Annotated in this window: 11 protein-coding genes and 1 riboswitch; all 11 genes read right to left on the bottom strand. The window is 30.4% G+C overall.

Features of this window, described 5'->3' with window-relative positions; genetic code table 11:
• Positions 1–30: 30 nt before the first annotated feature.
• The 11 genes from B5S50_RS21120 to B5S50_RS21070 all read right to left on the bottom strand — a co-directional run bounded on the left by B5S50_RS21120 (position 31) and on the right by B5S50_RS21070 (position 12,838).
• Positions 31–735, bottom strand: coding sequence for an ATP-binding cassette domain-containing protein (locus tag B5S50_RS21120; RefSeq protein ID WP_065079097.1), 705 nt, complete (start codon positions 733–735; stop codon positions 31–33).
• Complete coding sequence (locus B5S50_RS21115) at positions 725–1,384, bottom strand: ABC transporter permease (protein WP_065079096.1); 660 nt, start codon at positions 1,382–1,384, stop codon at positions 725–727. The genes B5S50_RS21120 and B5S50_RS21115 overlap by 11 nt, the downstream gene beginning before the upstream one ends.
• Positions 1,385–1,408: 24 nt before the next feature.
• The gene (locus B5S50_RS21110) at positions 1,409–2,254 is read right to left on the bottom strand and encodes a substrate-binding domain-containing protein (RefSeq protein ID WP_065079095.1); all 846 of its coding nucleotides are present in this window, start codon (positions 2,252–2,254) and stop codon (positions 1,409–1,411) included.
• Positions 2,255–2,755: 501 nt separating this feature from the next.
• Positions 2,756–4,654, bottom strand: a complete 1,899-nt coding sequence (locus tag B5S50_RS21105; RefSeq protein WP_217302758.1) for a sigma-54-dependent Fis family transcriptional regulator — start codon at positions 4,652–4,654, stop codon at positions 2,756–2,758.
• Between the two features lie 164 nt (positions 4,655–4,818).
• Positions 4,819–6,159 (bottom strand): sigma-54-dependent Fis family transcriptional regulator, encoded by a 1,341-nt coding sequence (locus tag B5S50_RS21100; protein WP_065079107.1) that lies wholly within the window; start codon positions 6,157–6,159, stop codon positions 4,819–4,821.
• 182 nt (positions 6,160–6,341) lie between these two features.
• Positions 6,342–8,165 (bottom strand): aldehyde ferredoxin oxidoreductase family protein, encoded by a 1,824-nt coding sequence (locus B5S50_RS21095; protein ID WP_065079106.1) that lies wholly within the window; start codon positions 8,163–8,165, stop codon positions 6,342–6,344.
• A gap of 352 nt (positions 8,166–8,517) precedes the next feature.
• Positions 8,518–9,606, bottom strand: a complete 1,089-nt coding sequence (locus B5S50_RS21090; protein WP_065079105.1) for an ABC transporter substrate-binding protein — start codon at positions 9,604–9,606, stop codon at positions 8,518–8,520.
• 126 nt (positions 9,607–9,732) lie between these two features.
• Entirely contained in the window at positions 9,733–10,770 is a 1,038-nt protein-coding gene (locus B5S50_RS21085; protein WP_065079104.1) for an iron ABC transporter permease, read from the bottom strand.
• Between the two features lie 58 nt (positions 10,771–10,828).
• The gene (locus B5S50_RS21080; protein WP_065079103.1) at positions 10,829–11,611 is read right to left on the bottom strand and encodes an ABC transporter ATP-binding protein; all 783 of its coding nucleotides are present in this window, start codon (positions 11,609–11,611) and stop codon (positions 10,829–10,831) included.
• A gap of 128 nt (positions 11,612–11,739) precedes the next feature.
• Positions 11,740–11,858: riboswitch (molybdenum cofactor riboswitch) on the bottom strand.
• Between the two features lie 69 nt (positions 11,859–11,927).
• Positions 11,928–12,611, bottom strand: coding sequence for a HesA/MoeB/ThiF family protein (locus B5S50_RS21075; protein ID WP_217302757.1), 684 nt, complete (start codon positions 12,609–12,611; stop codon positions 11,928–11,930).
• A 2-nt stretch (positions 12,612–12,613) separates the two neighbouring features.
• Positions 12,614–12,838, bottom strand: a complete 225-nt coding sequence (locus B5S50_RS21070; protein ID WP_065079510.1) for a MoaD/ThiS family protein — start codon at positions 12,836–12,838, stop codon at positions 12,614–12,616.
• Positions 12,839–13,144 lie beyond the last annotated feature (306 nt).

The following is a 13,144-nucleotide window of genomic DNA, read 5'->3' as shown; positions in this document are numbered from 1 at the left end:
CCATCGAAGTGATGATTTTAGTATTTAATCCTATTTTATGCAATCTGCATTTAACCACATTTTAAGTTTTTCATTTGAAGGATTTGTAAAAAACTGAACCTTATCTCCATATTCGATAATTTTACCTTTATCCATATACAGAACATAGTCAGCTATTCTCTTTGCCTGATACAAATCATGGGTAATCATTATTACAATTCTGCCATTTAAACACATACTTTTTATTAATTTTTCAGCAACTAATGTGCTTTCTAAGTCCATGCTGGCAGTTGGTTCATCTAATAAAGTTATCTTTGTCTCCAGCATAGCTACTCTTAAAAGAGCTGTTTTTGCTTTTTCTCCACCAGATAAAGTTTTTGCATTCTTATCCATTAATTTTTCCATATCAAAATCTTTAATATAGAAACTATACTTTTGTAAAAGCTCTTCCCACCTTTTCTCTTTAAATAGAAGTCCTTTTATTATATTTTCCTTAACAGAAGTATTGAAAATATATGGTTTCTGAAGTAACATTGAAATTTTATCTTTTGCATCTTCAAAACCTTCATCGTCGTATTTTATGCTTCCTGAATTAACCCTATTTACTCCTGCTATACACTCAAGAAATGTGCTTTTTCCACTTCCATTTAAACCTAAAATTATATATATTCCTGCCTGTTTAAAATTAAATTTATCTATATTTAGCACTACCCTATTTCCATATTGTTTTATAATATTTAAAACCTCAATATTCATCAATTTCACTTCCCCGAAATTTGTGTAAAATGACATTTATAATTAGAGAAATAGAAAGTAGTATTACTCCTATGATGATAGCTCCTTCAAAATTTCCTTTTCCTGTTTCTAATGCTATATATGTGGTCATTACTCTTGTATGATCTTTAATATTTCCTCCTACCATCATTACTGCTCCAACTTCTGAAATAGCTCTTCCAAAGCCAGTAGCAGCTATAGTAAGTAACTGTTCCTTCATTTCGATAATTATGGTTAATAAAGTTTTAAATCTTGAAGCACCAAGCACTTCACAATTTTTTTTAATCTCCCTACCTTGCTTTTGTGTTGAACTAATTGTAAGGCCAATTATTATAGGAAATACCAATAGTGTCTGTGCTATAATCATAGCTGTTGGAGTAAATAAAAGCTCCAGACTGCCTAAAATACCTTTTCTTGAAAGTAATAAATATACTAAAAGCCCCATGAGCACTGGCGGAGTACTCATAAGGGTCTCTAATAACCTTACCATAACCTTTTTCAATTTGAAATCTTTTAGTCCTGCTAAAACCCCTATAGTTATTCCTGCTGCTGCTGCCATAACTGTAGATGATAGGGATACTATTAGGGACATACTTATAACAGGAAGTATGTCTTTTATAAGTATTAGCATTTTAAATTTGTCTCCCATTATAAATTATTTTTTAGCATTTGGAATAAAAAGTGCCTGACCATATTTGTCTTTTCCATATTCACCTATATTTTTTTGAATTTTATCAGACAAAATCCAATTGTAAAATTCATCTGCTTCTTTTTCCTTAAGCTTAGGGTTCTTTGCAGGATTTAATTTTATTACTCCATATTGATTATATAACTGAGGACTTTTCTCTGTAACAATTTGAAGCTTTAACTTGTTTTTCATAGATAAATATGTTCCCCTATCAGTTAAAGTATAGGCTTTCATTTCATCTGCCATTTGTAATACTGCACCCATTCCCTTACCTGCAGATACGTACCAACTTCCACTAGGTGTAATTTCTGCAGACTTCCATAAGCCTTTTTCCTTACTGTGAGTACCTGATTCATCTCCTCTTGAAATAAATTTAACATTACTATCCTTAATTATCTTCAAAGCATCAATTGGATTATTATAAGCCTTTTCTTTAATCTTAGCAGGATCTTCAGTTGGTCCTACAATAATAAAATCATTATACATTACATCATTTCTTTTAAGTCCATAACCATTTTTTATGAATTCTTCTTCTTTTGATTTATCATGTACTAAAAGACAATCAGCATCACCATTTTGTGCAAGCTTTAAAGCTTCTCCTGTTCCTTTTGCTACTACCTTTACATCTATTCCAGTGTCCTTTTTAAATAATGGAACTAGATAATCTAAAAGTCCCGTATCCTGTGTACTGGTAGTAGTAGCTAGTACCATACTTCTAGCTTCCTTTGGTTTGGCAGCTTCTTGTTGTTTAGTAGTACATCCCACTAAAAAAACAAAGATTAAACTTAATAATAGTGCAAGTTTTTTCTTCATAAAAAAGACCTCCTATTTAAAATTTGCATAAAAAAGAACAAAAGTAAGTTCTTTCTTTTTAGTAGAATGTGTAACCTTTTATAAATCTATTCATTTGAAATCTGTTAACTTATTTTTTAAGTTATTACTCAGAACTTTATAACTATTATTTCATGTATAATATCTTGATTACAATATTATAACTTTTTTATTGTCAACAATTGTTTAAAAATGAATAAAACAACAAAATATTGTATAAAATTTAATATCTATCTGTATAACCTTTAAGTATTTCATTTTCACAGCATCACTCTTAAATTTTCATACATAAATACTGTAATTCTTCACATAATATTATATGAAGAAATATTTACTATTCCTTGATTAAATTTTGGAAGAAATGTTTAAAAAATATCTTATAGAGTATATAAAAAACTCTATAGGATATTTTTTATATACTACAAAATAAAAAATATTTTTTCTTAAAAGTTCCCATCTCTCTTTCTTCTCTGTATAAAAAATTTATATTTCTATTTCATATTTTTTTATTTTGCTGTACAAAGTATTTCTTCTTATACCCAGTGCTGCTGCTGAATGGGTTATATTTCCTTCAAATTTCTTCAATACTTTAATTACATGTTCTTTTTCCACATAATCTAACTTTAAACAATCATCACTAATATCTACAAGTACCTCATTATCACAATTCTCTTCTGTAAAATAATCTGCAGGTATAGATCCTGTATTTACAATTAGCTCAACCAAGTTTTCTAATTCCCTTATGTTTCCAGGCCAATTGTAGTTAATCATTTTCTTCAAGTATTCTTTTAATATAGCTGGCTCTTTTTTATTTAATTTTTGTGCTATACTCTTAACAAAATATTGAATAAGAATAGGTATATCCTTTTTTCTTTCTCTAAGTGGAGGTAAATATAAAGGCAGAACATTTAATCTGTAATATAAGTCTTTTCTAAATCTTCCAGCTTCCACTTCTTTTTTTAAATCTCTGTTTGTGACAGCTATAATTCTTACATCTACAGGTATAGACTTTGAACTCCCTATTCTCGTTATTACGCCTTCCTGTACAACTCTTAGAAGCTTTGTCTGCATATCAAGTGGCATTTCTCCAATTTCATCCAGCATCATAGTTCCACCATCTGCCAATTCAAATTTTCCAAGGTTTCCACCTTTTTTGGCACCTGTAAAAGCTCCTTCTTCATATCCAAAAAGCTCTGACTCTATAAGTTGTTTAGGGATAGCACCACAATTTAAAGCTACAAATGGTCCATCTACCCTGCTGCTGTAATTATGAATTGATTGTGCAAACACTTCTTTTCCAGTACCACTTTCCCCCATTATAAGTATAGTTGATTTGCTATCTGAAATCTTTTTTGCATAATTTATTACTTTTGTAAAGTTTTCATCCTGCCCCATTATTTTACCAAAAGTATAGTAAGCCTGTCCGTTATTTCTTTTATTTATCTTTTTAAATTTTTCAAAAACATAAACTATCTCAATATTATTATCATCATCATAGTTGTATATTGAACTGGTAGTTACTTGATACTGAATCTTATTTCTTAGTGAAACCATAATTGTCTCTTTTGAAGTACTTTCTCCTAAATATATAGGTTCTTTTATATTATTCCAGTTTTCTATAATATCTTCCATATTGTTTGTCTCTAATTTATTGCCCCTTATGCCAAACATATTTTGTGCCTTTTTATTACAAATTTTTATCTTACCATTTATATCTGAGGTTATTATAGCAACAGGACTGGAATTAAATATATTTTTTATATGCTTGTAATTCATATTTTGAATCTTGTTGTACTCTTTTACTTTAAGCATTTCTTCTATAGCATTTGATGCTGCTATAACCATACCAAGGGTATGGGAATGTACAAATTCAATATACCCAGTAAGATTCAATACACCTATAAGTCTTCCTTTGTTATCTTTTATAGGCGCCGCAGAACATGTCCACTTATGATATGCATTAATAAAATGATCATCTCCAGAAATTTGAACTGGCATTTTACTTTTTATAACTACACTCATAGCATTTGTTCCAATATTTTCTTCATTCATAAAGGCTCCCGGTATCATTTTTAAAGAAAAGGCTTCTGAGAGTATTTTTTCATCACCTAATGCATTTAATATACATCCTTCTCCATCTGTAAGTAATACAAAAAAATTAAATCCTTTTACAAAATTAATTAGCTGCTCCATATAAGGTGCTGCAGTCAATATTAAATTTCTGTTAGCTGCAAATCTTTTCTGCAATTCAATATCGTCTATTATTTTTTTACTAAATATCTGATGTGAATCAATATTAAACTTTTTACATCTTCTATGTGAAAGTTTTATATTTGGCTTGGATATAACTACGTTGCCAGATTTGCAAATAGCTACATTCATTATAATTCCTCCAATCACAACAACAGTTTTAAATTTATTTCTTCCATTGAAAGATTGCCTTTTAACTTTTATCTGATGGCTACCTGCTATAATACTTATTGCTATATCTTTAAGAGTTTATGCAAATATGATAATATCTATTTGGAATGGTACTTCTATATATATCAGTAAATATTATATTTCTTGATTTTTCTATAAAGAGTGTTCCTTCCTATACCCATAGCCTTAGCAGCTAAAGTAAAATTTCCTTTAAACTTTCTTATTACATTTTCTATATGTGTTTTTTCTAAATTTTCAAGGTTCATATTAAACATAAAATCTCCATCATAATATATACGACTATTTTTCACATTATCTTCTTTAAATAAGCCTTCTGATTGAATAATATTTTCATCTATATGCTCAATATTTATAAAAAATTCAATAACATTTTCTAGTTCTCTTATATTCCCAGGCCATTCATATTGTACTAACTTATCCATTTGATCACTAGTAATTTTTATTTTTCTTTTATTTAACTTCTTACTTATTCTATTCATATAGTAATCAACTAATAAACAAATATCATCTTTTCTATCCCTTAAAGGGGGAAGTGGGATAGGAAGAACATTTAATCTATAAAATAAATCTCTTCTGAAATTTCTATTTTCAACTTCTTCTTTTAAATTTTTATTTGTAGCTGCAATTATCCTAACATTTACGGGTATTTGACTGTACCCTCCGACTCTTACAATTAACCCCTCTTCTATAACTCTTAATAACTTTACCTGCATCTCAACAGGCATTTCCCCTATTTCATCTAAAAATACAGTTCCACCATTTGCTATTTCAAACTTTCCTAAATTTCCTCCTTTTTTAGCCCCTGTAAAAGCACCTTCCTCATACCCAAAAAGTTCAGACTCTATAAGTTTTTCCGGAATTGCACCACAGTTAACAGCCATAAAAACATTTTCTTTTCTGTCACTATAATTGTGTATAGCCTGAGCAAAAATTTCCTTTCCTGTACCACTTTCTCCTGTTATTAATATAGTAGACTTACTATTAGATATCTTTTTTGAATACTCTATTATGTTTAAGAAATTCTTATTTTTCCCTATTATTTTATCAAAAGTATATATGGCCTTTCCTTCTAATCGCCTTTCTTCTAATTTTCTTTTCTTTTTTATTTCTTTAAAAACAACTATGATTATCCTGTCATCCATTTTTTTTGTGTATAATGGATATATATTTAAATTTAATTTAAGTATATTCTTAACAGACTTTACGCTAGTTTCTATATTCTGTTGAATGCTTATATTATGTATATTACTTGTTATATTATTCCAGTTACATACCATATCTTGAATATTCATGTCCATTATACACTCTTGACTATATCCTGTAATTTGTAGTAAGGCACTATTTACAAATTTAATTTCTCCATAAATGTTACAAATCATAATGCCTTCAGGTATAGATTCAATAAATGCTTCAAAGCTTTGCTTATTACTATTGAAGTTTATCATAACAACCGAATTTCATCTCCCGAACTTATCTAAGCATAACTTAACACTTTTGCAAATATATAAGCAACTAATGTAACTTCTATTCTCAAATTCACATCTTTCTATTAAAAACAGACTTCATATATAGAGAGAAGCTATCTTCTTTAACACATGAAGTCTACTTTCTAGTTTACCAAATCAAACTAGAACTTACCTATATATTCATCTAATCCTAATTTCTTTAATGTTTCTTCTGTAGGTATACCCTCTTTACTCCATCCTCGTACTGAGTAATATTCTGGCAGAAGAACATCTAGCCTATGAACGTGTCCCTTTGATGGACCATCTGGAATAGGTTCTTCTAACAATCTCTTTGGTAGAGTATCCTGGCTGCTGTCTATTCCAGCTGCAAGATTAAATAATTTTTCAAGAGTCCATACTCTATCTCCTGCCTCTAATAGTGAATCTGAATCACAAGTAGATTCTCCTACTACTGCATTATACATATCTACATAATCCTGTATTCCAAGCCCAAATGTAGTGAATATGCACAATCCTAAAGAATCAATTACAGCAGTTAAATCATGCATCATTTTGGCATAGGCTGCTTTACCATCTAATGCAAATCTATCAAGTTTTTCCGGATAACCTAATATTTCAGGATTAATCATATATCCCTTAATATGACATCCTCCTCTATTATTAACTGCATAGGTAATACCATGTCCCTGTATTCCCCTTGGATCATATGCTGGAATTTCTTGTTTTTTAACTGTCATAGAATACTCAGGTACTCCATAACCTTCACAAAGCCTATATGAACCATTTGTCATCTTTGCTCCAAAGCCTTCACTATATACCATTTTCTTTATCCAGCCAATCATAGACTCCGTATCTCCCCACTTGAGAGATAGGTTATCTCCGGCTATTTCTTCATCTTTTACATATCCTCTTTGATAAAGTTCCATAGCTGCAGCAATTGTTGCACCACAGGTAATAGTATCAATACCATATTCATTACATAACATATTAGCTTCATTTATAGCATCTAAATCATATGAACCACAGTCAGAGCCAAAACACCACAGTGTTTCATACTCCGGTCCTCCGCACTCTGTACCATCTTTTAGTCTAACCCATCTTCCACAACCTATAGGACAGCTGTAACAAGGATTTTTCCTTACTAGTTGGTTAGCAGTAAGAGTCTCTCCACTTATTTTATCTGCTTGATCCGTATAAGATTCTTGAAAATTATTTACAGGATGAACTCCATTTTCATTTATTATATTAACCAGTATAGCTGTACCATAAGTTGGCATTCCCTGACCAGCTACTGGATCATTTTTTAATGTTGTAATTTTTTCTACGGACACTTTTTTTACTTTTTCTTTATCAGCTAAAGCTATTTTTCCAGTTCCTTTAACTGTAATAGCTTTTAAGTTTTTAGATCCCATAACTGCACCAACGCCGCCTCTTGCTGCAGTTCTATCTACATCATTCATAACTGCTGCCATAAGGGACAATCTTTCACCAGCAGGTCCTATACATAATACCTTTGATCTATTCTCAGTTATCTTTTCTAACTCTTTTGTAGTTTCTGATGTAACTTTTCCCCAAAGCTGTGACGCATCTTTAATTTCTACTTTATCATCTACTATTTCAATGTAAACTGGTGAATCAGCCTTATCCTCTACTATTATCATATCCCAGCCAGCTTTTTTCAAGTCTACTCCCCATTTTCCACCCGAATTTGAAATTCCTATAGTTCCTGTAAGCGGTGCTTTAGTAACTACCATAAACCTTCCACTAGTTGGAACTGGAGCTCCAGTTAACGGACCTGTTACAATTATAAATTTATTTTCTGGTGATAATGCATCTATTTTAGGATCTATTTCATCAAATAAAGTTTTAACACCTAGTCCCCTACAGCCTATAAACTTTTTAGCTTTATCTAAATCTAAATTTTCTGATTTGCAAGTTCTTTCTTTTAAATTAATTCTTAATACTTTACCATTATAACCATACATTGAAATTCCTCCTCATATACATATATTTATTTCAGAAATGTTATAGAGCATAAATTGTGCCAAATATGGTTACAAAAAAACACTCAATAATCAACATTACATGCAATGTGTTGATTATCAAGTGAATTCATAGTAAATAATTTAATAACGTTTTTTTATTTTATAATAAAATGCTTAAATAATAAGCAATACAGTTCTCCATATTGCCAAAATGCTCAAAAAAAATACAATATTATCATTTTATTTTTAAAAAAGTGGTCAAATAACGTACAATACTATTTCTGTTTTTTTAAAACGTTCCAATATGGATCACAATTAGCATATACTTTAGAGCTTACTTGCTTATTCATTACTATTTTCCAGGAGATTGTGCTTTCAATATTTTATCTACCTCTTCATTAGTAAGATTATAGTTTAAAAATGTTTTATAGAAATTTTTTGTTTCAGCAGCTATGTCTAAATCTTTAAATTTATCTGGATGAATTGTTTTAGCAGCCCATTGAACTTGAAGCGCTTCTTCACAACTGTAACGATCCCATAAAAATGCACCAGTAGGATTTTGATATACTTTTCCATTTTTAACTGCTGATATCTTCTGCCAATTTGGATCATTAATTAATTTATCTATAGAGTTAACTTTACCACTAGCACCATTAGCCCCAAATATAATAATATCAGGATTCCACTGAATTACTTGTTCTAAGGATACTTCCTTCATATTTCCAGTAACATCCTTTGCAGCGTTTACTCCTCCAGCTGCTTCAATCCATTCATTAATAATAGTTTTGCTTCCATCTACACCAATTGGAGACAGCGACTCTACATGAAGAACTTTAGGTCTTTCACTATCTGGTATTTTTGAGGTAACATCTTTAACCATTTTAACCTTATCATCTAAATATTTGTTATATTTATCTGCACGCTTTGCAGCATCTCCACCTAAAATTTCACCAGTTAAAGATACACATTTTTTCATTGTGTCAAAAGTAGTAAAATTTAATTGAACTACTGGAATTCCTAAACTAGAAATTTTATTAGCATTTGCATCACCAGAAGATACAAATACTATGTCAGGTTTATTTTTCATTAAATCCTCTGTATTAAAATTTGCACCAAAAGTAGTAACTGCTTTTTTCATAGCTGGATTAACTTTATATAACCAAGGCATAGATTTTTCACTAAGCACTGTTTCCACAATTTTATCACCATCGCCTAATACTGATAAAACTTCATTATGTGCCTTCCAAGAATCAGCAACCTTGTTTATTTTTGTAGGAACTTGAACTTTTGCACCAGAAGTATCTGTAATAGTTTTTGTTTTTGAGCTAGTTTCTTGTGTCGAAGAAGATTTGTTTGATGATTGAGTCGATTGACTTGAATTGCAAGCAGTAAAAAACATCATTAAGAAAATACATAGAATAATTGTTGTTATTTTTTTCATTTTTATACATCCTTTCATAATAAAAATTATAATAAATTAGGTATTAGTTTTGTTTTACCAGATTACTTAAAATATTTTTATTAAATATACCAATTTATTAGAAGTTCACTAATTTTTAGCTTCATATTACTGCCTCCTTCCTTTTAATAAAATAGTTATAAAGAATGGTGCGCCTATTAATGACGTTAAAATACCTAGTGGTATTTCCATAGAAAATATGGTACGAGAGATGTTATCAATTAAAAGAAGATAAGCGCCTCCAATTAATATAGAACCTGGTAAAAGATCTTTATAATTAGGACCTACAATCATCCTAGTCACATGAGGAATAACCAAGCCTACCCATCCAATTATTCCAGCCATAGAAACAGAGGCAGCAGTTAATAAAGTAGAACAAAATATTAAAATAATTCTCATTCTATCTGTATTTATTCCTAGTGATTTTGCTTCTTCTTCACCAAAAGAAATAACATTTAACTTCCATCTCAATAATAAAATTGGAACAACTCCTATAATAAATGTAATTAAAAGAATATGAATTTCTTTAAAGGTTATGGTAGAAAGACCACCCATAAGCCAGAACGTTATTGCTGGAAGTTTACTGTCTGGATCAGCTACATATTTTGTTAAAGAAATAAGGGATTGAAAAAGGGATGATACCACTATACCCGTAAGTACCAATATTAAAGTTGTATTATTACTACGTCCAATAACCTTACTAACAGCATAAGTAATAAGAACTGCACCCATGCCAAAGGCAAAAGCAAGAAATTGTACTCCTGCCATATTAAAAGATAATAAAAGTCCCATTGCAGCACCAAAACCGGCACCTGCTGAAGCACCTAATATATCAGGAGAAACCATAGGATTTTTAAATAGGCATTGATATGTAGTCCCAGCTACTGAAAGTGAAGAACCAATTAATAACGCAGCTATAATCCTTGGTAATCTTATTTTAAATAATACAGTATCAACATTTTCAGACCAGATTTGAGGTAACCCAAATATTTTTGCATAAAATATATAAAAAAGATCTTTAAATGATACTGAATACCTTCCCATAGTAAATGAAATCAAAAATGTAAAAAGGGCCAGGATAATAAGTATAATTTTTATAGATATTATATTGCTTTTTTTTACACTTTCTCCTCTTAACGTTTGCATGAAACAGCCTCCTACTCCTATTTTGTTTATAGAAAATGTCTCTTTAATGTAAAATATTTTAGTTAATCATAGGTATGCAGGCTTTGATTTGCTGTCCATTTGAATCAACTGTAGTTATAATTTTTACATTAATACCATATGCTTTTTTAAGCATATCCTCTGTTACAACCTCATTCACGCTGCCTACTGTAAATACATTGCTTTTTTCCATAAGTGCCACTTTTGTGGAACATAGAAAAGCATGATTGGGAAAATGTGAAGTCATAACAACTGCTAATCCTCTTTCAGAAAGCTTATTTATCTGTTCTAGTACTCTAATCTGATTTCCAAAATCCAAATTAGAAGTTGGTTCATCCATTATTAACATTTTGGGCTGCTGAGCAAGAGCCCTAGCAATTAAAACCATTTGCCTTTCACCACCGCTTATTTCCGTATATACCTTGTCCTTTAGATAGGATATTTTCAAAGTATTTATGGCCTCTTCTGCAATGTCCATATCTTCTTTTGTAGGAGAAGAAAACATTGAAAGGTGAGCAGTTCTCCCCATCAATACCACATCAAAAACTTTAAATGGAAAAGGGGGTGTATGTGCCTGAGGTACATAACCAATAGTTTTAGCTAATTTCTTTCTAGACCAATTATGTATATTCTCTCCATCCAAAAGTATTTCCCCACCCTTTAACTTTAAGAATCCTAATATAGTCTTAAAGAAAGTTGTTTTTCCTACACCATTAGGTCCTAACAAACATAATATTTCTCCCGAGCTTACATTCATAGATATATTTTTTACTATAATGCTTGTACCATAACCACAAATAGCGTTTTTAACCTCTAATTTCATATCAGTTCTCTCCTTCCTGCAATAACCGAACATCCTTCCTTTGCCTAGGTGTCATTAATTTTGTCAAGTTTTTGCCAATACAGATATATAAAAAATAGGCACATGCCAAAAGCACATACCTATTCTCTCGATATTTGCAATGGCCTTCTTCTCAAACACGGAAAGCACATCATTTTCATGACATACTCATTGGTTTTATCTCCATAGGCTTAGCGTTAGGATCAAAAACTTGAAGTCCTGTAATATTATACTTACTTATATATTTTTTCTAAAAGATAACGCCTTCTAAGTGCTAAATCAGCAAGAATCCTGTTTATCACAGGGGAATTATATCATACTCAGTTGAGAGAAGATCTATAAAGGCCATCTTTTTTCTTAAAAGTTCTCCTCTACCTAAAAGAAGCTTTATTACTTCACTTACTTCAATTGAAGCTGCTAAAGCTGGTATAAATGATGGATTACCCATTTCCTTTTCAATTCCTTTAGATGTTTGCTTATCTACATTATAAATCTTATTTAAGGTATCATCCCCTGGAAGTATAGTAGTAATTTGAGCATACCATCCTGCTATGGCTCCATAAACCATTGGTATATTAAGTTTTTTGCAGCTGCGTTGAAGTAATAATCTTGCTGGTATGCTGTCAAGAGCATCTACTACTACATCGTGATTACTTAAAATACTGCAAGCATTATCTTCCGTAAGCATTTTTTCTAATGCTTTTACCTCTATTAGTGGATTTACTTTTTCCATTCTAGCCTTTGCTTCCTGTGCTTTGCTAAAACCTATAATGTCTGTACTTGAAAGTATTTGCCTATTCAAATTAGATTCCTCAAATACATCCCCATCTACTGCAGTAATATTTCCTATTCCTATTCTTCCAAGCATTTCAATGACATAACCACCAATTCCTCCACAGCCTACAACACAAACTTTAAATTTCTTTAAGCTATCATTTTCTTCTTTTGACAGGGTTTTCATATTTCTAACATAACGTTCCAAATTTAACCGCCTCCTACTGGTGGGAACAATGACAATACATCATTGTCATTAAGTTCTGTATTTGCTTTACCATCCCTACCATTTATAAGTAAAATAGCTACTTCTTCTTCCTTAATATTTATCTTTTTAAATATATCCGCAGGTGTTACGGGCTCGTTAAATTTTAAAAATAATTTTTTATCTCTATTTTCTCTAAAATAAGCAAATAGTCTAACTTCTATTTTCAAATTCACACCTCCTTAAAAACAGAATTTATTTAATGTTTCTTCTATAGGTATATCCTATTTACCCAATTATATATATTTAAAGCATAAATTGTACCAAACATATTTATAAAAAATACTTAATAACCAGAACATATATGATATACTGATTATTAAGTACTGATAGTAAATGCAGCAATAATAGCATTGCTATTTGAGATGAAAAACAATATATTATTCTATATTAACAAAATGATCAAATAAAGAACAATGTATTATTTTATACTAATAAAATGCTCAAATAAAGAGCAATGTTACTTTATATCTTTG

The organism is Clostridium sp. 001 (assembly GCF_019056555.1).
GTDB lineage: Bacteria > Bacillota > Clostridia > Clostridiales > Clostridiaceae > Clostridium_B > Clostridium_B ragsdalei.
The sequence above is the reverse complement of the archived record's forward strand: the minus strand, read 5'-3'. Positions and strand labels throughout refer to the sequence as shown.

What these genes read in the sequence shown, in the direction of transcription:
- B5S50_RS21095 (WP_065079106.1), bottom strand. Translation starts at nt 8,165, where the DNA reads ATGTATGGTTATAATGGTAAAGTATTAAGAATTAATTTAAAAGAAAGA.
- B5S50_RS21090 (WP_065079105.1), bottom strand. Translation starts at nt 9,606, where the DNA reads ATGAAAAAAATAACAACAATTATTCTATGTATTTTCTTAATGATGTTT.
- B5S50_RS21085 (WP_065079104.1), bottom strand. Translation starts at nt 10,770, where the DNA reads ATGCAAACGTTAAGAGGAGAAAGTGTAAAAAAAAGCAATATAATATCT.
- B5S50_RS21105 (WP_217302758.1), bottom strand. Translation starts at nt 4,654, where the DNA reads ATGAATGTAGCTATTTGCAAATCTGGCAACGTAGTTATATCCAAGCCA.
- B5S50_RS21110 (WP_065079095.1), bottom strand. Translation starts at nt 2,254, where the DNA reads ATGAAGAAAAAACTTGCACTATTATTAAGTTTAATCTTTGTTTTTTTA.
- B5S50_RS21115 (WP_065079096.1), bottom strand. Translation starts at nt 1,384, where the DNA reads ATGCTAATACTTATAAAAGACATACTTCCTGTTATAAGTATGTCCCTA.
- B5S50_RS21080 (WP_065079103.1), bottom strand. Translation starts at nt 11,611, where the DNA reads ATGAAATTAGAGGTTAAAAACGCTATTTGTGGTTATGGTACAAGCATT.
- B5S50_RS21120 (WP_065079097.1), bottom strand. Translation starts at nt 735, where the DNA reads ATGAATATTGAGGTTTTAAATATTATAAAACAATATGGAAATAGGGTA.
- B5S50_RS21100 (WP_065079107.1), bottom strand. Translation starts at nt 6,159, where the DNA reads ATGATAAACTTCAATAGTAATAAGCAAAGCTTTGAAGCATTTATTGAA.